This window comes from Flavobacterium sp. MFBS3-15, from assembly GCF_026107645.2.
GTDB lineage: Bacteria > Bacteroidota > Bacteroidia > Flavobacteriales > Flavobacteriaceae > Flavobacterium.
Genome location: NZ_JAPCHV010000019.1, coordinates 55,941 through 79,981, shown reverse-complemented (window position 1 = coordinate 79,981; position 24,041 = coordinate 55,941). Strand labels below are relative to the sequence as shown.

At 47.1% G+C, this 24,041-nt stretch carries 23 protein-coding genes; 13 read left to right on the top strand and 10 right to left on the bottom strand.

From position 1 onward, the window contains the following. Positions 1 to 3: 3 nt before the first annotated feature. The 6 genes from OGH69_RS15745 to rnpA all read right to left on the bottom strand — a co-directional run bounded on the left by OGH69_RS15745 (position 4) and on the right by rnpA (position 3,846). Positions 4 to 528 (bottom strand): DUF2480 family protein, encoded by a 525-nt coding sequence (locus tag OGH69_RS15745; RefSeq protein WP_265175450.1) that lies wholly within the window; start codon positions 526 to 528, stop codon positions 4 to 6. A gap of 167 nt (positions 529 to 695) precedes the next feature. After that, on the bottom strand, positions 696 to 1,019 hold the full coding sequence (locus OGH69_RS15740; RefSeq protein WP_265175449.1) for an SUF system Fe-S cluster assembly protein: 324 nt from the start codon (positions 1,017 to 1,019) through the stop codon (positions 696 to 698). 6 nt (positions 1,020 to 1,025) lie between these two features. Next, complete coding sequence (locus tag OGH69_RS15735) at positions 1,026 to 1,445, bottom strand: SufE family protein (protein WP_265175448.1); 420 nt, start codon at positions 1,443 to 1,445, stop codon at positions 1,026 to 1,028. Positions 1,446 to 1,453: 8 nt separating this feature from the next. Next, entirely contained in the window at positions 1,454 to 1,897 is a 444-nt protein-coding gene (locus OGH69_RS15730) for a hypothetical protein (RefSeq protein ID WP_265175447.1), read from the bottom strand. A 217-nt stretch (positions 1,898 to 2,114) separates the two neighbouring features. After that, on the bottom strand, positions 2,115 to 3,329 hold the full coding sequence (locus tag OGH69_RS15725) for an aminotransferase class V-fold PLP-dependent enzyme (RefSeq protein ID WP_265175446.1): 1,215 nt from the start codon (positions 3,327 to 3,329) through the stop codon (positions 2,115 to 2,117). A 136-nt stretch (positions 3,330 to 3,465) separates the two neighbouring features. Then, positions 3,466 to 3,846 carry a ribonuclease P protein component gene (rnpA, locus tag OGH69_RS15720; protein WP_265175445.1) on the bottom strand — a complete coding sequence of 127 codons (381 nt, stop codon included), beginning with the start codon at positions 3,844 to 3,846 and terminating at the stop codon, positions 3,466 to 3,468. Positions 3,847 to 3,946: 100 nt separating this feature from the next. Between rnpA and OGH69_RS15715 the strand changes: the two genes are divergently transcribed. After that, positions 3,947 to 4,633, top strand: a complete 687-nt coding sequence (locus tag OGH69_RS15715; RefSeq protein ID WP_265175444.1) for a S24 family peptidase — start codon at positions 3,947 to 3,949, stop codon at positions 4,631 to 4,633. A 560-nt stretch (positions 4,634 to 5,193) separates the two neighbouring features. Here the strand turns inward: OGH69_RS15715 and OGH69_RS15710 are convergent. The 3 genes from OGH69_RS15710 to OGH69_RS15700 all read right to left on the bottom strand — a co-directional run bounded on the left by OGH69_RS15710 (position 5,194) and on the right by OGH69_RS15700 (position 9,799). Next, positions 5,194 to 7,092, bottom strand: coding sequence for a M1 family metallopeptidase (locus tag OGH69_RS15710; RefSeq protein ID WP_265175443.1), 1,899 nt, complete (start codon positions 7,090 to 7,092; stop codon positions 5,194 to 5,196). A gap of 59 nt (positions 7,093 to 7,151) precedes the next feature. After that, positions 7,152 to 8,771, bottom strand: a complete 1,620-nt coding sequence (locus OGH69_RS15705; protein WP_265175442.1) for a S8 family peptidase — start codon at positions 8,769 to 8,771, stop codon at positions 7,152 to 7,154. Positions 8,772 to 8,941: 170 nt separating this feature from the next. Beyond that, on the bottom strand, positions 8,942 to 9,799 hold the full coding sequence (locus OGH69_RS15700) for an MBL fold metallo-hydrolase (protein WP_265175441.1): 858 nt from the start codon (positions 9,797 to 9,799) through the stop codon (positions 8,942 to 8,944). 190 nt (positions 9,800 to 9,989) lie between these two features. Between OGH69_RS15700 and OGH69_RS15695 the strand changes: the two genes are divergently transcribed. The 12 genes from OGH69_RS15695 to OGH69_RS15640 all read left to right on the top strand — a co-directional run bounded on the left by OGH69_RS15695 (position 9,990) and on the right by OGH69_RS15640 (position 22,584). Then, complete coding sequence (locus OGH69_RS15695) at positions 9,990 to 12,272, top strand: SMI1/KNR4 family protein (protein WP_265175440.1); 2,283 nt, start codon at positions 9,990 to 9,992, stop codon at positions 12,270 to 12,272. A gap of 125 nt (positions 12,273 to 12,397) precedes the next feature. Then, positions 12,398 to 12,727, top strand: coding sequence for a HesB/IscA family protein (locus OGH69_RS15690; protein WP_265175439.1), 330 nt, complete (start codon positions 12,398 to 12,400; stop codon positions 12,725 to 12,727). 38 nt (positions 12,728 to 12,765) lie between these two features. Continuing rightward, a complete protein-coding gene (locus OGH69_RS15685; RefSeq protein WP_265175438.1) occupies positions 12,766 to 13,137 on the top strand; it encodes a four helix bundle protein in 372 nt (123 codons plus the stop codon). A gap of 29 nt (positions 13,138 to 13,166) precedes the next feature. Further along, positions 13,167 to 14,615 carry a Fe-S cluster assembly protein SufB gene (gene sufB / locus OGH69_RS15680; protein ID WP_265175437.1) on the top strand — a complete coding sequence of 483 codons (1,449 nt, stop codon included), beginning with the start codon at positions 13,167 to 13,169 and terminating at the stop codon, positions 14,613 to 14,615. Positions 14,616 to 14,632: 17 nt separating this feature from the next. Next, positions 14,633 to 14,791: a hypothetical protein gene (locus tag OGH69_RS15675; RefSeq protein ID WP_265175436.1), complete on the top strand. Its 159-nt coding sequence runs from the start codon at positions 14,633 to 14,635 to the stop codon at positions 14,789 to 14,791. Beyond that, positions 14,791 to 15,279 (top strand): DUF6169 family protein, encoded by a 489-nt coding sequence (locus tag OGH69_RS15670; RefSeq protein WP_265175435.1) that lies wholly within the window; start codon positions 14,791 to 14,793, stop codon positions 15,277 to 15,279. The genes OGH69_RS15675 and OGH69_RS15670 overlap by 1 nt, the downstream gene beginning before the upstream one ends. Before the next feature lie 7 nt (positions 15,280 to 15,286). Then, positions 15,287 to 16,033, top strand: coding sequence for a Fe-S cluster assembly ATPase SufC (sufC, locus tag OGH69_RS15665; RefSeq protein ID WP_265175434.1), 747 nt, complete (start codon positions 15,287 to 15,289; stop codon positions 16,031 to 16,033). A gap of 1 nt (position 16,034) precedes the next feature. Further along, entirely contained in the window at positions 16,035 to 17,351 is a 1,317-nt protein-coding gene (gene sufD / locus OGH69_RS15660) for a Fe-S cluster assembly protein SufD (RefSeq protein WP_265175433.1), read from the top strand. Positions 17,352 to 17,609: 258 nt separating this feature from the next. Further along, positions 17,610 to 19,766 carry a TonB-dependent receptor plug domain-containing protein gene (locus OGH69_RS15655; protein WP_265175432.1) on the top strand — a complete coding sequence of 719 codons (2,157 nt, stop codon included), beginning with the start codon at positions 17,610 to 17,612 and terminating at the stop codon, positions 19,764 to 19,766. Between the two features lie 18 nt (positions 19,767 to 19,784). Further along, positions 19,785 to 20,849, top strand: coding sequence for an HmuY family protein (locus OGH69_RS15650; RefSeq protein WP_265175431.1), 1,065 nt, complete (start codon positions 19,785 to 19,787; stop codon positions 20,847 to 20,849). Positions 20,850 to 21,136: 287 nt separating this feature from the next. After that, positions 21,137 to 21,658, top strand: a complete 522-nt coding sequence (locus tag OGH69_RS15645; RefSeq protein WP_265175430.1) for a hypothetical protein — start codon at positions 21,137 to 21,139, stop codon at positions 21,656 to 21,658. A 230-nt stretch (positions 21,659 to 21,888) separates the two neighbouring features. Further along, on the top strand, positions 21,889 to 22,584 hold the full coding sequence (locus tag OGH69_RS15640; protein ID WP_265175429.1) for a DsbA family oxidoreductase: 696 nt from the start codon (positions 21,889 to 21,891) through the stop codon (positions 22,582 to 22,584). A gap of 412 nt (positions 22,585 to 22,996) precedes the next feature. On the opposite strand, the gene OGH69_RS15635 is transcribed toward OGH69_RS15640, so the two are convergent. Then, positions 22,997 to 24,034: a hemin-degrading factor gene (locus tag OGH69_RS15635; protein WP_265175428.1), complete on the bottom strand. Its 1,038-nt coding sequence runs from the start codon at positions 24,032 to 24,034 to the stop codon at positions 22,997 to 22,999. Positions 24,035 to 24,041 lie beyond the last annotated feature (7 nt).

Here is a 24,041-nt window from a genome sequence, read left to right as displayed (position 1 = left end):
CGGTTATTTCTTTTTATACAGTGGCACCGATGAGCAGGCTTCGCCAAACATGATGCTCTTTGCAAAAGGCATCAATTTTTGTGCCGCAAGCACATAGGCCTCCTGCGGAACGGGCTTGCGCGAGCATCCTTTTATGATTACAGGCTTGCCTGTATATTCGCTATAGTCCAGACTGTCAAGAATTTCCTGATAAACAAGCACGTTGATGTCTTCTACCCTCCCCTGCGTGGTTTTTTTTGCAAAAGGCTGCAGGTACACGGTAACCAGCATATAAGCCCATGCGGGTACTATTGCGTCAGTACTGCAATGCAAGGCAACAAACTTGCCCTCATACTGCTGCCAGTCGTAGTTCTTTAATGCCTCGCGGAAATCTTTTTCCCTCAACACAAATCCTTCCCACAACCATTGCGATATATCGATGTCCAAGCGCTCCCCTTCGGGGTAATAGTCCTCCAGGTCGAATACCTGGAGGACGCTGTTGGCCACACGGTTTATTATTTCTTCTTCTATATTAGGTTCAGGTTCCATAGCTTAAAATTTAAAGTTACAACCCCGGCGGTTGAGTCCTCACCCCAGCCCGCTCCAAAGGAGAGGTGTCGGAAGGTAACACTAACGCCGGTTAGTCGGTCATCATTAAAGCATCTTGTCAGCAGGTCTCGCTCCCCTCTCCAAGGGAGAGGACAACTGCGAAAACTTTACAACATCCCCAGCTCCAGCTTTGCTTCTTCGCTCATCAGGTCGCGGGTCCACGGCGGGTCGAAGGTGATTTCCACCTCCACGTCCTTTATTCCCTCAATCTTTTTTACCTTGTCCTGCACTTCCTGCGGCAGGCTTTCGGCTACGGGGCAGTTCGGAGAGGTAAGGGTCATCAATATTTTCACCTCATTGTCCGTGTTTACCATAACATCATATATCAGCCCCAGTTCGTAAATATCCACAGGTATCTCCGGATCGTAAATGCCCTTAAGTACCTTTACTATCTCTTCGCCCAGTTGTGCGGTGTCCATTTCGTGTTCCATTGTGATTTAATTTTTGGCGCTAAACGCCAGTGCATACATTTTTATTTGCTTGATCATCGATACCAGCCCGTTAGCGCGCGTAGGCGAAAGATGCTCCTTCAGCCCTATCTCGTCAATGAAGGCCGTATCGGCATCCAATATGTCGGCAGGCTTTTGATTGGAGAACACGCGTATCAGTATCGCGATGATGCCCTTGGTCAGTATCGCATCGCTATCTGCAGTAAATACTATATTGCCATCCTGCTGCTCGCCATGCAGCCATACCTTACTCTGGCAGCCCTTGATGATATTTTCCTCGGTCTTGTATTGTTCGTCGATTAGCGGAAGCGTCTTGCCCAGGTCGATAACATACTGGTAGCGTTCATCCCATTCATCAAACATCGAGAACTCATCAATGATCTCGTCCTGTATCTCTTTTATATTCATTATTTTCTTTACAGTGCTGTAATGTTAGTAACTAACTCCTTTACCTCCACCGGTGGGTTGCCGTGGTCAAATGTCATGGTGTGGTACTCTTTGCCATCAACAATCACCTTCAGCGTGGCAGCCAGAGCGCCGTCAAACTGGTGCTTTTTGGTAGGCGCCTCAAAGGTTTCAAGCTTTGCCAGGTCGATCTTTTCTGTGGCAGCAAGCAGTTCGTCCCATTCGTCATTGTCTGTTTTATCTTTGTAGGTCGTTATCTCACCCATCATGCTTTCTTTGTGCACAATCGAATCTTTGGTGACCACATAGCTGAGATTGGAGCCTCGCGTGTAGGCTTTGTATTCAAAGGTTATTTGTTTGCCTTCCATTTTTGACGATGACTTTGATGATGAGCAACCGAATACCATGGCTGCTGCCAAAAGGACCACAAGGATGATTACGACTATTTTTTTCATGTGTTTTGTTTTGACCTCACCCCCATCCCCCCTCTCCGAAAGAGAGAGGTGGGAGGAGCTACACTCACGCCGTTTATCTACGGCGCAAATGGTGATTATTTTTATTTAAAGTTACTAATTTATCCATTAAAAGCTCCTGCATTCTCTATTATAATGAGCGGTTATACCCTTGTACTGGCATAGCATGCTACGCCTCTACCGCTTTTCTTAACTGTAATTACGATAACATCCGCTGTGCCTTCTTCACGGCTTCTGCCAATGCGTCGATTTCTTCTGTCGTATTATAAAAAGCGAATGATGCCCTTACTGTACCGGGTATCTGGAAAAACTCCATAACCGGCTGCGTGCAGTGATGGCCCGTTCGCACCGCGATGCCCATTTTGTCAACTATCGCCCCAATGTCATACGGGTGGATACCCAGGAGGTTGAACGATATTACAGATGCTTTTTTGGCTGCCGTGCCTACAAACTGCATCCCGTCGATCTCCGACAGCTTTTGGACGCCATAGTCCAGCAGTTCCTGTTCGTAGGCTGCAATGTTGTCAAACCCAACTGAATTAAGATAATCAATCGCCGTGCCAAGCACGATACCGCCCTCTATGTGTGGCGTACCGGCCTCGAACTTGTGCGGCAGGCCTGCATAAGTAGTTTTGGCAAAGGTTACTTCCTTTATCATCTCTCCCCCGCCCTGGTAGGGCGGCAGCTTTTCGAGCCATTCCTCCTTACCGTACAATATACCGCTTCCGGTAGGCCCGCAGGCTTTATGGCCCGATATGGCATAAAAGTCGCAGTCAAGCGCCTGAACGTCCACCTTCATGTGCGGCGCCGCCTGTGCGCCGTCTATGAGGACAGCAGCCCCTACAATGTGGGCTTTATCAATGATGTGCTTTATAGGATTGATGGTGCCTAGGGAATTCGAAATGTGGTTCACTGCCACAATCTTCGTTTTCTCCGAAAGCAGCCCCTCAAATTCTTCAATGATAAGCTCGCCTTTTTCGTTCATCGGGATCACTACCAGCCTGCCTCCTGTACGTTCGCAAAGCATTTGCCACGGCACAATGTTGCTGTGGTGCTCCATGGCCGAGATCATTACCTCATCGCCCGCCTTTACAAACTGCGCAAAACCGTTTGCTACAAGGTTAATGCCGTGTGTAGTCCCGGCGGTGAACAGCACTTCATAAGGATGTTTGGCATTGATGTGCGTTTGGATGGTCTTGCGCGAAGCCTCATACGCATCCGTTGCCAGCTGGCTGAGCGTATGCACCCCACGGTGGATGTTGGCGTTGATGGTTCCGTAGTAACTGCCTATTGCATCGATAACCTGCTGTGGCTTTTGCGATGTGGCGGCATTGTCAAAATAAACAAGGGGCTTTCCATTTACCTTTTGGTCCAATATGGGGAAATCAGCCCTTATTTTTTGTATGTCTAACATGATATATTTCCTTGATTACAGCAATGGATTATAAACAATAAAAACGCTATAACCTTTGCCCATGCAAATTTACGGGATGTTTTTGTAAATATGGTTTTTTGGGGTTAAAGTTTGAATGGTCCGTAAAGAAGCCTCTTTACAAATTCTCCTGCGCCGCGAACTTCTCAAAAAGCTGTACCGTTTTGGCGTTTATTTCGTCAAACGATAACCGGTCTTTGGTTTGGTATAAAAACATCATGGCGTAAGGCTTATCGGTAGCTTCGGCCAAAATGTGCTTGTGGTGGCGGTAGGTTTCGCGCAATACCCGCTTGAAGTAGTTGCGGTCGGATGCTTTTTTGAAGTATTTTTTGGAAACCGAAACGCCAATCTGCATGTTGGCGCCTTCTTCAGGTTGCGGCACATACACCAGGCGCAACGGGTATTTTGACACCGATTTTCCCTGTGTGAACAAAAGGTCAATCGTTGTGCGGCTTTTCAGCTTTTCCTCCCGCGGATATGTATAACGCCTGTTTTCCATCGGCGGCAAAGGTACATTTTTTAGCGCAGAAAGATTTTATACACGATTTTTATCGTTTTAAAAGATTATTTTCTTATTATTGCAATAAAATAATAATATCATGGTATCATACAGGTTAGGAGAGTATATCGAAGCGAAAGGGATCAGCTATTATGCATTTGAGAACAGCCTGGGCGCAAGCAGGGGCAGTATTTCCAAAGCGGTAAAGGATGGCAAGAGCATCGGGTCGAACGTGTTGGAAAAAATTTTGGCCACTTACCCCGACATCAATCCCGGATGGCTGCTTACCGGCGAGGGCGACATGTTTACCAATGACGGACCCAACGTAAAAACCTACCGCCTCAAGACCGATACCACGGTTGAAAGCCAGCAGATACCACTTTACGATTTGGAAGCCGTGGCGGGGCTTGTGCCGATATTTGCCAACAGCAATGCCCAGAAACCCGTGGACCACATTTCTATTCCGCACCTGCCAAAATGCGACGGTGCCGTATATGTAACCGGTGACAGTATGGATCCGCTGCTAAAAAGTGGCGATATTGTAATGTACAAGGAAGTGCATGACATACAGAATGGCATCTTTTGGGGCGAAATGTACCTGCTTGGTATTGATATGGGCGGAGGTGAAGAGTATATTACCGTGAAATATGTTCAGCGTTCCGAGTATCCCGGCTGCGTAAAGCTGGTAAGCGAAAACCAAAGGCACCAGCCCAAGGATGTAGAAATGGACAAGATCAGGGCGCTTGCACTGGTTAAGGCGAGCATCAGGATGAATGCGATGAACTAATCAGCATAAACTTTTCGTTTAAGGCCTGACAATTTCAAATCTGTCAGGCCTTTTCCGTTCAATGGGTGCCGAAATGCTTCCATTCTACACAAACTCTCTACAGGTTTCCACAAAATTCCACAATCTCGCATGTAAAGCAGTAATGGCTGACAATTTGTAAATATTTTTTTAAATTGTTGTATTTCAATAAATTATCGAATTAAAATCAGATAAATTCGGTTTAAGCAGAAATTCAGGTATTATGCTTGCATATTGTCATGATATATGGCATAACTCTACACCTACTGCCCGGCAAATATGTTAAAGCCTGATAACAAAATAAAATCAGAAGAGGCGGCAGGGAAAAAGGTGGCCAAACAATGCTCAACCAGCTAAGAGTCGAACTAACCCGAAACTTTAGCGCCTATATATATCCATAGCAAAACAGGTTTTTATCTATTTTATCTGTTTTCACAAACCTCCGGTCCGCAACAACCGGAGGTTTTTTCGTTTTATTGTAAACAAAAAGCGGCACCCATTACCGGTACCGCTTCGCTATTTGGAATTTGCATTTTGAAATTTTAATTCGCCCCCCTTATGTATGCATTGTTTTCTTTGTTTACATCAGCCATAAGCTCTGTCGGGTCAATAACAAATACCTGAATGGTTGCTTTCGCCCTGTCGATGGTAAACTCATAGGTTTGGTGTCCCCAGTCCCATGCAGCAAGTACGTTGCGCTTCAGGTTGGGATAAGGGTTGTCCTTTACATAACGCATCATTTCAAGTGGAATGTGGTAACTTTCCTGGGTGCCATCCTCAAAGGCCACAATGATGTCGATAGGCATCGGCATGCGGCCTATGCGCTCCAGCGTAATTTTGGTTGCGTTCCCTGCCTCGGCAATTTCTTTGATTCCGTAATCAATAGTATTTGTGGTTTGGCACCAGTCTGTCAGGTACCAGTCCAGGTGCGCACCGCTCACTTTCTCGGCTGTACGCTTTATGTCCATAGGGGTTGGATGCGTAAACTTATAGTCGGCATAAAAACGCTTCAGTGTTTGTGCCAGCTTATCCTGACCAATGACATACCCTAACTGGGCCAGGAATATTTCACCTTTAACATACGACGCAATGCTGTACAGCCTGTTTGTATCAAAACGGTCGGCATGCGTGGTCAGCGGCTGTTCTTTTCCGCTTCTTACCATCGAAAAGTAGGCTGAGTAGGTGCCTTTGAACGGGTTTGGCTCTTCTTCACCTTCTTTCACCACAGGCGGCATAACAGCCTCCATGGCCAGCGCCTCGATGTATGATGTAAAGCCCTCGTCCATCCATCCGTGCTTCGATTCGTTGGAGGCCAGCACATGCTGGAACCATGAGTGCCCGAATTCGTGAGCGGTAACCTCTACAAGGCCCTGGTAGGAACGCCCGGTAATAAGCGTACACATGGCATACTCCATACCGCCGTCGCCACCTTGTATCACAGAGTATTGCTTGTATGGGTAATTGCCAACGGTTTTGTTATAGAAAGCCAGTATCTCAGCGGTTTTCGGCTGCAGCTTTTTCCATCCTTCAACGGTTTCAGGGGTGTTTTTATAAAGGAAATGCAATTCGGTATTGTTGTCGCCCACTATCTTGTCGTGCGCAAAATTCGGGTCGGCGGCCCAGGCAAAATCGTGTACCATCGGTGCATTAAAATGCCAGGTAAGTGTCTTAACCTTCTTCGGATACTTTACAACCACACCTTCATCTTCGTAGCCTTTGCCTATTTCGTTCTTGTTTTGCAGGTAGCCCGTACCGCCAATAGTGTAGGTTTTGTCAATGGTGATCTTTACATCAAAATTACCCCATACACCATGGAATTCACGGGCAATGTAAGGGTTAGCATGCCATCCTTCAAAATCATATTCGGCCATTTTAGGGTACCATTGGGTCATTGACAGTGCTACACCTTCGGCATTGTTCCTGCCGCTGCGGCGCACCTGTACCGGTACCTGCCCTTCAAAATTCAATGTAAAGGTCGTAGCCTTGCCCGGATATAAAGGCTTTGCCAGTTCTACCTCCAGTACCGTGCCTGCCACTTTGCTCCGAAGATCGGCGCCGTCCTGCTTTAGGTTGGTGATTTTAAGATATCCTATCTCATTAGGTTTCAATGCGCTGATCCGGCTTTCCTTTACTGTTTTCTCTGCGGTTTTAAAAGTTTTTACCATCCTTCCATCGGGATCCGGTATATGCTTTAGCCTTGCATCCATTTCGCTGCCGGGCTGGAATGCGTTGTTATACAAGTGGTAAAAAACGCGGTACAGCGTGTCGGGCGAGTTATTGGTATATACCAGTTCCTGCTTGCCGGAATACTTGTATGTTTTTACATCCATGGTTACGTCCATCTTGTAATCCACGTGCTGCTGCCAGTAACCCGAGTTGGGGTTGTGCTGTGCAAAAAGGCCTGAAGCCGATAGCAATGCTGCTAATAGTAACTTTTTCATGGGTTAAAAATAAAAAAACGGAAGGGATTTCGCCCTTCCGCCAAAATGTTTTGTAACAATTATTTTTTCGCGGCCATCTTATCGGCCATGATAATGGCATTGTAAGCATTAACAATCCTTCCCGACCTTGAAAGCTCTTTGAACGAACGTGTTTTGTCGGCATCTTCCGGACTTTCCTTGCTCAGGATAACGTCAAAATCAACCGGAAGGCCTGATTCCATGAGGATGTGCTTCACCTGAGGCGCTGTAAGGCCTGGATAGTAAGCACGTATCAGTGCAGCTACACCGGCAGCATTTGGCGAAGCCATCGATGTGCCTTGTTCAAACTTGTATTTATTGCCCGGGATGGTGGCATAAATGCGTACTCCGGGAGCATATACGTCAACGTCATTCTTGCCATAGTTCGAAAAGTTGGCCAGCAGGTTTTCATCGAAGGGGTTATTGATGGCCCCAACGGTAAGCACATTGTCCGTAAACTCTTTGCCTGAAAGCCTGTCGTCGTTAGGGTAGCGTTCAATGGAACCGGCATTCAGGTCCTTGCTTTCGTTACCGGCGGCAAAAACTATGAGCACATCTTTTTCGGCTGCATATTTTATGGCATCATATACCCAATCGCTGTGTGGCGAATAGTATTTGCCAAAGCTGCCGTTAATCACTTTTGCCCCGTTATCTACTGCATATCGAATGGCCAGCGCAATGTCCTTGTCATATTCATCACCATTTGATACCGCCCTCACAGCCATAATCTTTACATGATCGCTGGCTACGCCATCGCCGCCAAGGCCGTTGTTCCTTACCTGGGCGATGATGCCCGCGACGTGTGTACCGTGCAGCGCACTGTCCCTGTCGGGCCCAATAACGTTGTTGTTGCCATAGTTACGGTCGTTAATGTCGTCAGGGTTGTCGCCCACAATCTTGCGCCCGTCAAATTTCAGGTTGAGGTTGTAGTTCATGGCATCCTCAAAGTGTTTTTGGGCACCCAGGATCTCCTCGTTAAACTCCTCGCGCGATACTTCGGTAAAAATATCAATAAAGTAAGGCTGTACTTCGGCAAGTCTCGGGTCCTTAGGCTTATAGGCTTTCAGGTCTTCAAGCGTATAGTCTTTTTTGCCAATGCCCTGCTGGAACATCTTATCTACATCTGCAATGAAGTCTATTTTTTGCTTTTCCGCCTTTGTTTCGCGTATTTCTTTGTCAAATTCCGCCTTGGCCCTCTTGTAGGTTGCCGAACCGTCATCGCCTTTTTTAATGATACGTACCAACTCTAAGTTCTCGTTGTAAGCATCACCCAAAAAGTTCCAGCCGTGTATGTCGTCTACATAGCCATTGTTGTCGTCATCCTTGCCGTTGCCTGCAATTTCCTTTGGGTTTGTCCAAATGACAGGCGCAAGGTCCGGATGCTCAATATCCACTCCGGAATCAATCACCCCAACAATCACTTTGTTAGCTTTCTTGTTCTTTAATAGTCCGTAAGCCCTGTCAACACTCATTCCTGGGATCGTGTCGTTTACAAGGTCCAGGTGGCTCCAGCGTTGCTCCTGGTTATCGGTAAGCGTTGCTTTTTTGGCAACTATGGGTTTGGTTATGGCAATGGGTTCTGCCGTTATCGACCTGGTACTGCCACAGCTTGCAAGAAAAAGCGCAATGGCCGCCGACAGGTAAAGTGACCTGAATTTCATGTTATCGAATTTACAATTTAAATATTTGACTAAATTACTCCTTGTTGGTTACAACCTATAGGGAATTTAACATAATGTTGTGAAAGCCACTGCCTCATTTAAACGGAAAAAGCATAGCGAACAGCCTTATTATTGCTTTGCCATGCTTCTTGTAGTAAGATTAATCATGCCTAAAAGATATCTTTACATTTCAGGATATCCTTCAGTCTAACGCCTTTATCCGTATGCTCCACAGTAATGATCTCGTTGTGCGCATCATGCTCAAGGAACAGGTAATAATTGTTATCAGCGGCGGCATTCAGGAATTTTGCCTTTTCGTCGAGTGTCAGTAACGGTCGGGTATCGTAGCCCATTACATACGGCAGCGGAATGTGCCCTACAGTAGGCAGCAGGTCGGCCATGAAAACTATGGTTTTCCCGTTGTAATTGATATGCGGTATCATTTGCTTTTCGGTATGCCCGTCGGCGAAAAAGATACCGAAACCCAGTTCGCTTTCGCTTAAATAATCGCCTTCCGGCCTGCTGATGAATTTCAGCTGCCCGCTTTCCTGCATCGGGATGATGTTCTCCTGCAGGAAGGATGCTTTTTCGCGCGCATTGGGCTTGGTGGCCCATTCCCAGTGGTTTTTGTTGGTCCAGTAGTAGGCGTTCTTAAAAGCGGGTTCATATCCGGTACGGTCCTTATTCCATTGCACGCTGCCCCCGCAGTGGTCGAAGTGCAGGTGCGTCATGAACACATCGGTCACATCGTCGCGGTGAAAGCCATGTGCCGCCAGCGACTTATCGGTAGTATGGTCGCCCCACAGCGAGTAGTACCCAAAGAACTTATCGCTTTGCTTGTTGCCCATGCCGGTATCTATGAGTATCAGGCGGTTGCCGTCCTCTATGAGGAGGCAGCGTGCAGCAAGGTCTATCTGGTTGTTTTCGTCGGCGGGATTGGTTTTGGTCCACATGGGCTTCGGCACCACGCCGAACATGGCACCCCCGTCGAGCTTAAAGTTTCCGGTTTCTATAGGGTAAAGTTTCATTTGTTTATTTGTTTGGAGCCAAATTAAGGATTTAATTCCGGGAGTTAAAGCCCAATCATTAAAAACAGCTACACTAACGAATTTCAGCCATAGATACCCGTTTGAATAAATTTGCTTTACGAATGTCATACCAAAATATAATCAAGCAGTAAAAGCATTATTTTTGGACCAATCAACAACAGTAACTGCTATGAAATTCCCGCAAGAACTGACCGACAGCCTGGCTGCATTAAGCTACATCCACTTATCTAAAGTGCCCTATGATACCAAAGTCCCGGCGTTAAGAAGAGAATCGCAAAAGATTATGGCCCTGAGGGACTGGGCACACTCACATACGGAGCCAATCGAAGGCTGGATGGAAATGTATTTTGATTATTTCGAGCGCATGGCCATGGATATTGACCCGAAGAGGGATAACTGGACAGCCTATTACGAGCTGAAAGGCATACTGCGGTCATTGCTGTACACCATGATGCGCAGGCAAAAACAGACCCGTGAAACCGTACTGGAATTTGGCAAAAACCTTAATGACAGGTTGCTCCTGCACCGCCACGGCGCATTGATTTCCGGCTATGTAATGGAGATGCTGGTGGACTATCCCGACCCCATTAAAATAAACTTCGGTTTGCACGAAGAAGCCGCTGATGCCATGTATGAGGTATATGGCCTATGGATAGATACTTTATTCGAACTTGCGTCAAAAGCAATTTCGGCCGCCCAGGTGCATCGGCTTAGGATGGCCGTCTACCACCTTGAGATCGAGATGAGGAACCTCGAATACAAAAAGGAAAATCTGGCACAAATAGAGGCTTTGATGAACCGCATCCTGCTTTTCCAGCTTTCAGTTTTTGATGCATTGGCATTCACCAACCAGGAGGACTTCATTAAGCAGATATATGATGGGCCTTTGGGCGGGGTAACATTACCCGAAGCCGGTAAATTGCTTGAGGAAGGTGTCCAACTGTTCGATGCAAACCGAAAAGAAGCCATACTGCTGCTGTTGCTCCATAATGTGCTCACAGCGCTGAATGTTGTGGCAGGAAACAGTGACGACATTCGCAGCCATCATTTGCAGGGTGGCAATATTGGCAATGTAGAGGGCGTGTCGGCTTTCGAAAAATTCTTAGCCATGCTGTGCATTTATACTAACGAAGCCGGCCTGATCGCCAACTATCTTAAACAATATATCACCACCAATGACCAGCTGTTTGTGATTGTTTCGGTTATGGGGCAGGATACTTATGGCGTTTCCGCAGAAAGTGAAAATGTAAAGCGCCGTATCCTCTTGGCACTCGTTGACCCGCATTCGGAAAGCCCGCAACAAATAGCGCTAAAAAAACTTTGCGTGCGCCGGGGGCTGCTGGACAAATATGCCCTTCCTGAAAAGTACCGGTTCATTGCACCGGAAAAGCTTCCATCAACAGTACAGGAGCTGGTCATGTTCTACAAAGCGCTAAATATCAGCCACGTATTCAGGTTGGGAAAAGGAGCTTCCGAAAACAGTATCCCTGAAAATTTTCCTGATGACATCCGTAAAATTTACCTTTCATTTAATGGCACTCCTGACGACCGCCATTTTGCTAACCTCTATGATCTGGAGGAAATCCGCCGGGACATCATGGACACCTACGAATCACAACTTGAAGACGAATATAACGAAGAACCCGATACAGATGATAACTGCGTAGATATCAGGAACCATATCCACTCGGGCATAATCCCGATTGGCAAAAACTATTCTGGCGACTCCTATTTTGCCGACCCAAAACATCTTTCGGTTACCGGATACCCGGTCATCATTGAGTACAGGCACGACGAGTACCTGACCGGAAGGCTCGTGGCCAACTCTCTGTCCGAATTCCTGGGGAGGCGCATGATAGAGCGTTTTACCGAAGTAAACGGCAATGAAAAACAGCTGACAGCATTGCTCGATACCCCAATACAGATCCATCCGGATAATGATCGCCTGGTAAATAACGATAGCCCTCTCGAAAAACTCGTCAGCAGGGGCGAACGCTACAACAGTACAGATAATGAATATTTTGCATCTTCAACAAGAAAACTGCTGCTCCACTCATTTTCCATGTTTGAAGAAATTCCTTATGAGCGGAAGGAACAATTTGTGATACCGGAACCCTATATCGAATTCCTTCAAATGCTCGATAACGATACGCTTGCGCCTTTGCCCGGCCAGGAACTTTATATTTACGGCTTTTACGGCATGGTCACGCATACATTTGACTATTTTGACGGCGAAGGCGACCTTGGCGCTGCCCCTGCCTTTTGGCTTGCGGTGGGGCACCGCAACGACAGGGGTAATTTTTTCCTTTGCTGTGACAAGGCATCCGGACTCTATGGAAAGGTAGGCGAGTTTTATGACAGTACCCCTTTTAGGGACGAAGATGATTTTTACGAAATAGGGGCTGACTTTCCCGAATTTTGTAAAAATGTAATGGATGGCAAGGTATATTAGCAGAAACTTTAAATCATAAAGATTGCTTATCAGCTCATAATCATAAAAAAGGGCCTATTTATTGCATTCTCTTAAAGATGTGGTATCTTTGCACATTATTTAGACTAATTTAGGGTAACTAAGCTATGATAAAAGTTTCTGATTCAGCAAAAAAGAGGGCCGTTATGCTCATGGAGGATGACGGTTTTGACGCGGCTACCGATTACATAAGGGTAGGCGTAAAAAGCGGCGGATGTTCGGGCCTTTCATACGAATTGAAATTTGACAAGGCGCTGGGCGAAAATGATAAAGTATTTGAAGACAACGGCATAAAGATAGCAGTAGATAAAAAAAGCTTTCTTTACCTGGCCGGCACCGTGCTGGAGTTCAGCGGCGGGCTTAACGGCAAGGGCTTTGTTTTCAATAACCCCAACGCCCAAAGGACGTGCGGGTGCGGGGAGAGTTTTTCGCTATAGTTATAAAGTTGAAGGTTAAAAAGTTATAATGTTCCTGTATGGCGAAATTACATTCCTTTGAAGAAATTATTTCATGGCAGAAAGCAAGGGAATTAAATGCAGAAATATATAGGGTAACCAATAATAATGAGATCTTCAACAAGGATTATGGGTTGAGGGACCAAATGAGAAGGGCGAGTATTTCTATCTCTTCTAACATTGCAGAAGGTTTTGAGAGAGAAACTACAAAGGAGTTTATACGATTTCTTTATATTGCCAAAGCATCTGCAGGAGAATTTAGGTCTCAACTTTATTTAGCTTCTGATCTGGGCTATATTTCAAATGATGAATTTTATAGCCTTAACGAGAAGGTGAATGAGATATCAAAGTTATTAAGTGGATTTATAAAGTATCTGGTTGGAACTTTATAACATTTAAACTTTAAACATTTAAACAACTAATGAGTAAATACACTGAAGAGGAATTAAAGATTGAACTCGAAACCAAAGAGTACGAGTACGGTTTTTATACTGATATAGAATCGGATACATTCCCCATTGGGCTAAATGAGGATGTGGTGCGCGCACTTTCGAAAAAGAAGGAAGAGCCCGATTGGATGACCGAATGGCGCCTGGAGGCTTTCCGTGCGTGGGAGCAGATGACCGAGCCCGAATGGGCCAATGTGCATTATGAAAAGCCCGATTTCCAGGCCATTTCATACTATTCCGCACCGTTGAAAAAAGCAAAATATGAAAGCCTTGACGAGGTAGACCCTGAACTTTTGGAAACCTTCAAAAAGCTGGGCATCTCCCTTGACGAGCAGAAAATGCTGGCCGGGGTGGCAGTGGACATCGTGATGGACTCCGTTTCGGTAGCAACCACATTCAAAAAAACACTGGCCGAAAAGGGCATCATTTTCTGTTCCATTTCGGAGGCAATAAAGGAGCATCCGGAACTGGTGAAAAAATACATCGGCTCGGTAGTGCCGCAGAAGGACAACTTCTACGCCGCGCTTAACTCGGCGGTATTTTCAGACGGATCGTTTTGCTACATCCCGAAAGGGGTGCGCTGCCCTATGGAACTTAGTACATACTTCCGTATCAACCAGGCAGGTACAGGTCAGTTTGAGCGTACACTGGTAGTGGCCGACGAAGGCAGTTATGTTAGTTACCTCGAGGGCTGTACCGCGCCAAGCCGTGACGAGAACCAGCTGCATGCCGCAGTAGTGGAGCTTATTGCGATGGACGATGCGGAGATAAAATATTCGACCGTACAGAACTGGTTCCCTGGGAACAAGGAAGGCAAGGGAGGGGTGTACAATTTTGTGACCAAGCGCGGCCTTTGCGAAAAGAACGCCAAAATATCCTGGACACAGGTAGAAACCGGCTCAGCAGTTACGTGGAAATACCCAAGCTGCGTGCTGAAAGGCGATAACTCAGTTGGGGAGTTCTACTCCATAGCCGTGACCAACAACTACCAGCAGGCCGATACCGGCACCAAGATGATCCACCTTGGCAAGAATACCAAGAGTACCATCATCTCAAAAGGCATCTCTGCCGGAAAATCTCAAAACAGTTATCGAGGGCTGGTGCAGATAGGCTCAAGGGCAGAGAACGCACGCAACTTCTCACAGTGTGATTCGCTGCTGATGGGCAACAACTGTGGTGCACACACATTCCCGTATATTGAGTCGAAAAATACCACCGCCAAGATAGAGCACGAGGCCACAACCAGTAAAATTGGCGAAGACCAGGTATTCTACTGCAATCAGCGGGGCATCCCAACGGAGAAGGCCATCGCGCTTATTGTGAACGGTTTCAGCAAGGAAGTACTAAACAAGCTGCCTATGGAGTTTGCGGTTGAGGCACAGAAGTTATTGGAGATAAGTTTGGAGGGAAGTGTAGGATAATTAAATTCATATTGATTATGAAAACACAGGAAAAAAAGAAAAGGACAACGGATGAGATTATAGCATATCTGCTTCAAAGTAAGAGAGAACTTCAGGAGGAAATAAGGAATGATGTGAATACTGAAGAGTTTAAAGTAGCATTGCAAAAACTAAGGAAATTGAATGCCGACAGATAATGACGTATGCCTATTTATTTATCGGAGGACATAACAACAGCTATATTTTTGAAACAGCTAATGGGATTGTTTATGAAATTAAATTCAAGCCGTCTCCTTATCTGCTCCCTGGAAATGAGTTTTCTGACCTGATTTATGAGTTTGTAATTGAAGTTGTAATTAATGGTTCAGGCAAAAATCCTCCCCTCGATGCTAATGTAAGTATTACTATTGCCGAAATATTTAAGGAGTTTTTTAATGCAAGTTCTCAAAATGTTTGTATTTACATTTGCGACTCGTCAGACAACAGGCAGGATATACGAAGAAAAAAGTTTGACCAATGGTTTTATAAATACCAAAATGATAGATTTATAAAAATAGATGAGATCCTCATAGATTCAAATCAAAATCGTTATCCTGTGTCCATGATAATACTAAAAAGAAATCCATACATAAAACAAATAATTTCAGCCTTTATTGAATTGTCAGAAGGCGAATCAGACAAATAGAATTAAAATGTTATCAATAAAGAATTTACACGCAAGTGTTGAAGATAAAGAGATTTTAAAAGGCATCAACCTTGAAGTAAAAGCCGGAGAAGTACACGCCATCATGGGACCTAACGGTTCCGGGAAGAGTACACTTTCATCGGTAATTGCCGGGAATGAGAATTATGAGGTAACCGATGGCGAGATCCTTTTGGAAGGTGAGGACATCGGTGAACTGGCTCCTGAAGAAAGGGCTCATAAAGGCGTATTCTTGTCGTTTCAGTACCCTGTGGAGATTCCGGGGGTATCGGTGACGAACTTCATGAAAACCGCCATTAACGAGAGCCGCAAGGCTCAAGGCCGCGAAGAAATGCCTGCTAACGAGATGCTGAAGCTTATCCGTGAGAAATCGGAGCTTTTGGAGATCGACCGTAAATTCCTTTCAAGGTCTTTGAACGAAGGCTTTTCGGGAGGTGAGAAAAAGCGTAACGAGATCTTCCAGATGGCGATGCTCGAGCCGAAACTGGCGATACTGGATGAAACCGATTCAGGCCTTGACATCGATGCATTGCGTATCGTTGCCAATGGCGTGAACAAGCTTCGCAGCGAAGATAATGCGGTTATCGTTATCACCCACTACCAAAGGCTTTTGGATTATATCGTTCCTGATTTTGTACATGTTCTTTACAATGGTAAAATTGTGAAGTCCGGCGGTAAGGAGCTGGCCTATGAACTTGAGGAAAAGGGTTACGACTGGATAAAATCGGAGAACTAAAATGGAGTTGAAAGAAAAATTGCTGTCCTCTTTCATGGCTTTTGAAGAGCGTGTAGATGTAACTACTGAGTTACATGATATACGCACCGAAGCCCTGAAGACCTTTGAAAATAAAGGATTCCCGACCAAAAAGGAGGAGGCCTGGAAATATACATCGCTCAATGCGGTGCTTAAGAATAACTTTACCGTATTCCCCAAGCAGGAAAATGCTATTGGCTATGCGGATGTAAAGAAGTACTTCCTGCACGAGATTGATACCTATAAGGTAGTGTTTATTGACGGTATCTTCAGCTCGTTCCTTTCGTCTACCACGCACGACGGGCTGGATGTTTGCCTGATGTCATCTGCGCTAACCAAGCCGAAATACAAGGAGGTTATTGATAATCATTTCAATAAGATAGCTAACACGGAAGATAGCCTAACAGCACTGAATACTGCCTTTGCCATTGAGGGTGCCTATATCAATATCCCGAAAAACAAGGTAGCCGACAAGCCCATCGAGATCATGTATTTCTCAACAGGGAACGAGGCCGCGCTGATGGTGCAGCCCCGCAACCTCGTGATTGTGGGCAAAAACGCCCAGGTACAGATCATAGAGCGCCACCAGAGCCTTAACGGCAATCCGGTGCTCACCAACTCGGTTACCGAGATATTTGCCCAGGAACGCTCATTGGTGGATTATTACAAGATACAGAACGACCTGCAGAGTGCTAACCTTGTGGACAATACGTTCATTGCACAGAAGGGCCAGAGCCATGCATCGGTACATACATTCTCTTTCGGGGGCAACATTACCCGCAACAACCTGAACTTCTATCATCAGGGCGAGCGCGTGGAAAGTACACTGAAGGGCATTACCATCATTGGCGACAAGCAGTTGGTAGACCACTATACGCTGGTGCGCCACGCCGAACCGAACTGTGAGAGCCACCAGAACTACAAAGGCATTTTCGACGATAACGCCACCGGTGTGTTCAACGGGAAGATCTATGTAGAGAAGGAAGCCCAAAAAACTGATGCCTTCCAACAGAATAACAACATCTTGCTGAGCGATAAGGCCTCCATAAACGCCAAGCCGCAACTCGAGATCTTTGCCGATGATGTGAAGTGCTCCCACGGCTGTACCATAGGCCAGCTGGACGAAAGCGCCATGTTTTACATGCAGTCTCGCGGGATTCCGAAGAAGGAAGCCAAGGCGCTGCTCATGTATGCCTTCAGCAATGAGGTTATCGAAAGCATCAGGATACCGGAACTCAAAAACAGGATTACCAAGCTCATCGCCTCAAAATTGGGCGTAAACATGGGCTTCGACCTGTAAATCATCTTTTTTTAAGGAAAAAAGCGGATTTTTAGGAACAAGCATGGGTATTTTAGGGTATGCCAAATGGGATTTTAGGTAATCCTGAAGGGTATATTCAGGCTGCCTTGCTTTAATCCTGAAAATCCGCTTTTAATTTTTCAAATGCTACACATCATTGCGAATTAGAAATTCTTATTTAGAATTAATAAAAATAATTTGCATATAATACCCGACACGTGTAGTTTTGCAATTTAGAATTAATCTAAGTTAATTTAAATGCAAAACGGCACTAAAGCATTACTTAATATTTTCCTGATTTCAGGTTTCATGGCCACCGCCCAGGAGACCGTTACCGATACCATTACAACAGAACAACTTGACGAAGTGGTGGTAACCGGACAGATCGAACCGCAATCGATCAAAAAATCGGTTTTCAATGTCAAGGTCATCAGCCGTGAGGACATACAGCGCCAGGCAGCCAACAATCTTGCCGATGTGCTCAACCAGTACCTCAATATCATGGTGCAGCCCAACAGCGCCGAAGGGCGGTCCACCGTATCGATGTTTGGGCTTGATGGGCAATACCTGAAGATACTGGTTGATAATATTCCTCTGGTAAGCGATACCGGCCTGGGCAACAACATCGACCTCACGCAGATTAACCTCGACGACATCGACCACATCGAGATCATAGAAGGCGCCATGGGCGTAACGCACGGTGCCAATGCGGTAAGCGGCATCATCAACATCATTACCAAAAAGTCTATACTCAATAAGTGGGAAATAAACGCCACAGCGCAGGAAGAGAGCATTGGAGAGGAGTATGCCCCACTGTATGACAAAGGGCGCCATATACAGGCCCTGAGGGCCGCACACACCATCAACGACAACTGGTTTGTTTCCATAGGCGGCAACCGCAACGATTTTACCGGCTTTAAGGACACCCGCGGCGGGCGCGACTATACCGACTACGACCCCGCAACGCCCTGGGTCAACCGTGGCTTCAGCTGGCTGCCCAAAGAGCAGTACTTTGGCAACGCGCTTATCCGTTACCAAAAGGGCAATTTCAGGCTGTTCTACAAATTTGACTATTTCAACGAAAATATCGATTTCTATAACCCCATTGTGGAGAGCCAGGTAGTTCCCGGTACGGGGATATTGCTGTTTTCGCGCGACAGGAGGTTTTTTACCGAAAAATTCTACCACCACCTCAACGCGGTTGGCAGGCTGGTGGGGTCGCTCGATTATAACGTATCCCTTTCGCACCAAAGGCAGACCCGAGACCTGGAGCAGTTCAACTACTACATCCAGACCGGGCAGGAAACCAACCATACCGAAAAGACCTACCAGGACACCGAGATACTCTACTCGACAGGTACACTGGGCAACTTCTTTAAAGATAGAAGTTTCGACCTGCAGGTGGGCTATGAGTTTGTGAACACCAACGGTTACAATGCCGCTGCATCGGGCCTTTTTGTGGGCGGTGCAGGCGAAGGCAACATCAAGCAGAGGCTGGAAAACTACGATGTGTTTACCGCGGCCGAGTTTGGCGTGACCGACAGGTTCTCCCTGCGCCCCGGCTTCCGCTACTCGTTCCAGTCCAAGTTCGACGACCAGTGGTCGGCCTCCATGGGATTGCGTTATTTATTCGACCATGAGATTGAGGCCAGAGCATCGTTCGGCAGGTCGTACCGCACCCCGAACTACGACGAACTCTACACCTACTTCGTCGATTCCAACCACAACGTGCAGGGCAATGAGGACCTGATGCCCGAAACGGGCAATTCGTATGAGGCCAGCATTAAAAAAACGACATTCTTCAATTCCGAAGTACGCCTGATGAACAGCCTTTCGGCGACCTACATCGGCATAGACGACCGCATCGAGTTGGTGCTTACAGAGACCGTACCCACATGGAAGTACGAGTACATCAACATCGACAAGTACAAAATGTACAACATTGCCACCACGCACCAGCTGGAATACCACAACTGGATGGTGAAGGCAGGGGTGGCATTCCTGGGCATTTCAAAAAGGATCAGTTCGGGCACGGCAGTGTCGGACGACAAATTCCTTACCACGATGCAGTTCAATACCAATGTAGCCTATACCGTGCCGAAGTGGAACACCACCTTTTCGTTATATTACAAGATCAACGGCAGGCAGCCGCAGTACATAGAAACTGCGGTAAACGGCCAGTCGCAGTTCATATTGCAGGAAATCGAATCGTTTGGCCTGATGGATGCATCGATAAAGAAAAGCTTCTTTAGCGGCAGGCTCGATGCCACGCTGGGCGGGCGCAACCTGCTCGACGTAGTGAACATCCGGTCGAACGTAGCCTCGGCAGGTACACATGATACAGGCAGCACCAGCATACTGATGGCGTACGGGCGCTCTTACTTTTTAAAGCTCACCTATAATCTAAACTTCTAACCCTAAATACATAATCATATGAAAAAGATATTCCTACTTCCGCTGGCCTTGCTGGCCTTTGCGTGCGGCGATGACGACAGCAATGTAGCGCCCATAGAACCGATCTCCGAAGGGACGATATTCGGTACGGCCGAACATCCATTGAGTGTGGGCGGCCCTACGCAAGGCAACCAAGTGTATGTAGACCTTAGCGGGGAAAATGCAACAGCAGTAGCACGCGACAGCTGGGACCTTGGCTTCTACTCGGGCGACGATTTCCGGGTGGTAATCAACGGGTCGCTTAAAATGGCCGTAAAACAGCTTGAAACGACCGACATTACCCTTGTGCAGGAAGAAGACCCGATGGTGGCTGTAGGAACGTTTGACGCGGGCAATATGGCCTACATCGACCACCCGGACGGCAGCCTGTCGCGTACAGCTTTCGGCAACCTGGCAACAAGCGAAGCTGCGGCCAAAGTGTACCTGGTCAACCTGGGCAGCCAGGTACCCACCACTACGGTAGATCCGGGCGTATCGAATGTGGCCGGTGACCCACGGGGCTGGAAAAAGGTAAAAGTATGGAGGGACGGCAGCGGCTACAAGCTGCAGTATGCCAACCTTGATGCCACAACGGCTACAGAGGTAAGCATTGCTAAAAATGCGGCCTTCAACCATGTGTTTGTAAACCTTACAACGGGCGCTACCGTGCAGGCAGAGCCGGAAAAAGACAAGTGGGACATGAACTTTACCACCTTTACCAATGAGGTGTTCCAGGGCACGGAATCTTTTGGGGCCTACTTCTACTCCGATTATATCGTGACCAATACAAAGGCAGGCGTTAAGGCCATCAGAGTAGACGGCGATGCGGCGGCTTACGAAGCGTTCTCACTGGAAACATTACAGACAGTCGATATTGCCTTCAGCGACGACCAGCGTGCCATTGGCGCCAACTGGAGGAACGTGCTTCCGGTACAGGTGTACAACAACGTATTTTTTGTACTGCAGGACGGCGACGGCAACTATTATAAAGTAAAATTCCTTTCCATGCTCAGCCAGGACGGGCACAGGGGCTTCCCGGTGTTCCAATACGCGCTGCTGCAATAGGAAGTTTTTAGTAAGTTAGTTTTTGTTTTATGTGAATCCCGGGGGTAGTAATGCCTGCGGGATTTTTTTATTCCCCTGGGTCTTTCGTCCGCCTTCCCCTCCCCTGGAGGGGTGGCTGAAAGCCGGGGTGGTTTTACCACGATGAAACAAATTCGTTCATTTTCATTTTAACCACCCCGCCCTACGGGCACCCCTCCGGGGGAGGGGAAGAGCTTCACTCACGAGCGGCAAAAAACTATCATTCAAATTTCTCATAATAACTGTAATTTGCACGAAAAATTAATGCCATGAATTTAAAGCCAATCATTGTGTCACTATCATCCCTACTCATATTCTCATGTGTGAATAAGAACGATAATGCTACAGAAGCTGCTCCGGACAGGGTAGTGTTCAAGCCGCTCGATACACTTGTAAGCGATGAGGTCGTTAATGAATTTTATGATGGACTAAAGCTTGATAAAAAGACGTTGTCTTCCTACTCATCCCGATTTACTACACAGAAAAACAGGCACAACGAAAATATTACCGATACGATTTACCGTTTTTATAAGCAACAGGATACGATAACAATGTTCAGCAATGCCACCAATCGCTTTCCGTTGGAGGCACGCCTTGCCAATCCCGGATCGCACGTAGTGAGGAGTATTAAAATAGGCAGTACTAAAGAAGAATTATTGGAATTATTGAACCGGAAAGAAATATCTCCTGAATTCTACATAACCGACACTGAGCGCGGAAGTATCATAACAATGGTAATTGAGGACGGAGAGCTTGTTTCTGTTCGATACGAAGCTATGTATGTGGATTGAGGTATGTTACTTCCCCTCCACTGGAGGGGTGCCCGCAGGGTGGGGTGGTTAAAAACAATAGGCAATGTAACTTTGCGAAATCAACCACCCCGGCTTTCAGCCACCTCTCCGGGGAGGGGAAGAGCTTCACTCAGACATGAAACACAGGGCGCGAAACACGGTATCTGCTTTGGATTCCAAACCGGCGCGGCTCCTTTTTTTATCCTTACCTTTGCACAAAACACAATACCATGAAAATCGAGATATGGAGCGACATCATGTGTCCGTTCTGCTATATAGGGAAGCGCCGCTTTGAGCAGGCGCTCGAAAAGTTTGAAGGAAAAGACAAAGTGGAGATCGAGTGGAAAAGCTACCTGCTTTCGCCCGAAATGGTAACCGACCCGACCAAAAACCTGCACCAGTTCCTTGCTGAGCACAAGGGCATATCCCTTGAAGAGGCAACGGAAATGAACGGCTATGTAGCCAAAATGGCCGCCGATACCGGACTGGAATATAACCTCGACAAAGCCATACCCGCCAACAGCTTCAACGCGCACCGCATGCTGCACTTTGCTGCAGAACACGGCAGGCAGAATGAGGCTAAGGAAGCGCTCTTCAAAGCGTACTTTACTGATGGAAAGAACATAGACGATGCCGCAACACTCATTGAGATTGCCGGCTCCGTAGGGCTTGACACTGAGGCATTGGGCAAAGCCATGGGCAGCGAAGCCTATTTCCAGGATGTGGTAATGGACATACAGGAAGCCCGCAACATTGGCGTGCGTGGTGTGCCGTTCTTTGTGTTCAACCGCAAGTATGCCGTGAGCGGTGCACAGGAAGCCGAATCGTTCCTCGATGCCCTGCAAAAATCCTACGGCGAATGGAAAACCAATGCCCCGCTTGATATTGTCGATGGTGACAGCTGTGGGGCGGATAGGGAGTGTTAACGAGGTATGTACTATACGCACTGTCATTGCGAGGAGGAACGACGAAGCAATCTTTCTGCTCACGCAAAGCCGGTTACATAGAAAGATTGCCGCGCTCCGTTCCTCCGCTCGCAATGACTGTGCGGCTAAAAATCCTTGCTAATTCGGCCGAGTGAAGCTCTTCCCCTCCCTTGGAGGGGTGCCCGCAGGGCGGGGTGGTTAAAATGAAACGAATGCTTTTTTGTGCTATGTAAAACCACCCCGGCTTTCAGCCACCCCTCCAAAGGAGGGGAAGAGCTTCACTCAAACCTGAAGAGCCTGCTGAACAATCCATAAAAAATAAAATCCGGGCGATCCGCGTCATCCGCGTTCCCTTTCAAAAACAAAAAGCCGCTCCTCTCAGAACGGCTTCATAAAGATAACTTCCTGTAAATTATAGTGAAGCAACAAGCTCCCTCCACTCCTGAAGCTCAGGGATGCCCGGCTTCCTTTTGCCGAAGAACTGCACGATGATCTCGCCCATTTCGTTGAATACTTCAATGGCCGTCACCTCACCGTCTTCGGTCGGTTTGCGCACAATCCACGTCTGTGCGATCTTGCCGGTGTCCAGGTGCAGGTTGAAGTCAGGGTCCATCACGTTGAACCATTGGTTGTGCCACATGGTTTTGCGTACCAGGCCGGTATGTATCTGGATGTTGCCGCGGTTGCCTACAAAGCACATGATCGGCAGTTTTTGTCCCGCAGCGCCTTCCAGGATTTTTACTACGGTATTGTTGTCGACTTTTTTGGCGAAGTGCCCGTTCGGTGCAAGGCGAAGCGCCTGTGTACGGGTCACGCCGAATTTCTTAAGCATCCCGAAGAACGCGTGCGTATCGTTTAAATTTTCCCAAGCCTCGCGGAAACCCGCCACGTCTATCTCCTCATCGGGCTTCTCATCAATGATAAGCGGCACCGCTATAGTGGTTTCCTCCTGGCTCTGGTTGTCCGATTTAAATTGGGCTACCAAAGCATCAAAAGCTTCTGCATTGCTGTCTTTGGTAAGGTAGATCTTGTGTATCGCGAGCCCGTCTTTTCCAAAGAATTGGAGGCTTTTCCTGTCGCCATGCTCGCTGGTTTCCGACACGGCAAAAGCCTTGTCCCAGTGCGAAAGGAAAATACGCAGGTCGATGTCCTCGCCCACGAACAATCCCGCGAACGGGCTGCTGAAATCGGGGTTGAGGTAAACGCCTTTGCGCTCGTGAACGCACTCATCATTGCGGGTTAGGCCCATTACCTTGCCCAGTTTTTCAACTTCGGTCAATATGGCGGCAAACTCAGGGCGAAGGCGTGTTACGGTTTCGCCAACGCTTGTGGCTACAAGTTCGACCTCGCTAACGCCAAGCTGCTCGGCGGCATTCCGTATCCTCAGGTGTGGGTTTTCGGCTTTCAGGGCCTCCCACTGCGATTTCAGTGTATTGGTTGTGGTATCCATTATAGTG

Bases quoted from the DNA above. Each gene is read 5' to 3' on its own strand.
- OGH69_RS15745 (WP_265175450.1), bottom strand. From the start codon at position 528: ATGGAACCTGAACCTAATATAGAAGAAGAAATAATAAACCGTGTGGCC.
- OGH69_RS15740 (WP_265175449.1), bottom strand. From the start codon at position 1,019: ATGGAACACGAAATGGACACCGCACAACTGGGCGAAGAGATAGTAAAG.
- OGH69_RS15735 (WP_265175448.1), bottom strand. From the start codon at position 1,445: ATGAATATAAAAGAGATACAGGACGAGATCATTGATGAGTTCTCGATG.
- OGH69_RS15730 (WP_265175447.1), bottom strand. From the start codon at position 1,897: ATGAAAAAAATAGTCGTAATCATCCTTGTGGTCCTTTTGGCAGCAGCC.
- OGH69_RS15725 (WP_265175446.1), bottom strand. From the start codon at position 3,329: ATGTTAGACATACAAAAAATAAGGGCTGATTTCCCCATATTGGACCAA.
- rnpA (WP_265175445.1), bottom strand. From the start codon at position 3,846: ATGGAAAACAGGCGTTATACATATCCGCGGGAGGAAAAGCTGAAAAGC.
- OGH69_RS15715 (WP_265175444.1), top strand. From the start codon at position 3,947: ATGGTATCATACAGGTTAGGAGAGTATATCGAAGCGAAAGGGATCAGC.
- OGH69_RS15710 (WP_265175443.1), bottom strand. From the start codon at position 7,092: ATGAAAAAGTTACTATTAGCAGCATTGCTATCGGCTTCAGGCCTTTTT.
- OGH69_RS15705 (WP_265175442.1), bottom strand. From the start codon at position 8,771: ATGAAATTCAGGTCACTTTACCTGTCGGCGGCCATTGCGCTTTTTCTT.
- OGH69_RS15700 (WP_265175441.1), bottom strand. From the start codon at position 9,799: ATGAAACTTTACCCTATAGAAACCGGAAACTTTAAGCTCGACGGGGGT.
- OGH69_RS15695 (WP_265175440.1), top strand. From the start codon at position 9,990: ATGAAATTCCCGCAAGAACTGACCGACAGCCTGGCTGCATTAAGCTAC.
- OGH69_RS15690 (WP_265175439.1), top strand. From the start codon at position 12,398: ATGATAAAAGTTTCTGATTCAGCAAAAAAGAGGGCCGTTATGCTCATG.
- OGH69_RS15685 (WP_265175438.1), top strand. From the start codon at position 12,766: ATGGCGAAATTACATTCCTTTGAAGAAATTATTTCATGGCAGAAAGCA.
- sufB (WP_265175437.1), top strand. From the start codon at position 13,167: ATGAGTAAATACACTGAAGAGGAATTAAAGATTGAACTCGAAACCAAA.
- OGH69_RS15675 (WP_265175436.1), top strand. From the start codon at position 14,633: ATGAAAACACAGGAAAAAAAGAAAAGGACAACGGATGAGATTATAGCA.
- OGH69_RS15670 (WP_265175435.1), top strand. From the start codon at position 14,791: ATGACGTATGCCTATTTATTTATCGGAGGACATAACAACAGCTATATT.
- sufC (WP_265175434.1), top strand. From the start codon at position 15,287: ATGTTATCAATAAAGAATTTACACGCAAGTGTTGAAGATAAAGAGATT.
- sufD (WP_265175433.1), top strand. From the start codon at position 16,035: ATGGAGTTGAAAGAAAAATTGCTGTCCTCTTTCATGGCTTTTGAAGAG.
- OGH69_RS15655 (WP_265175432.1), top strand. From the start codon at position 17,610: ATGCAAAACGGCACTAAAGCATTACTTAATATTTTCCTGATTTCAGGT.
- OGH69_RS15650 (WP_265175431.1), top strand. From the start codon at position 19,785: ATGAAAAAGATATTCCTACTTCCGCTGGCCTTGCTGGCCTTTGCGTGC.
- OGH69_RS15645 (WP_265175430.1), top strand. From the start codon at position 21,137: ATGAATTTAAAGCCAATCATTGTGTCACTATCATCCCTACTCATATTC.
- OGH69_RS15640 (WP_265175429.1), top strand. From the start codon at position 21,889: ATGAAAATCGAGATATGGAGCGACATCATGTGTCCGTTCTGCTATATA.
- OGH69_RS15635 (WP_265175428.1), bottom strand. From the start codon at position 24,034: ATGGATACCACAACCAATACACTGAAATCGCAGTGGGAGGCCCTGAAA.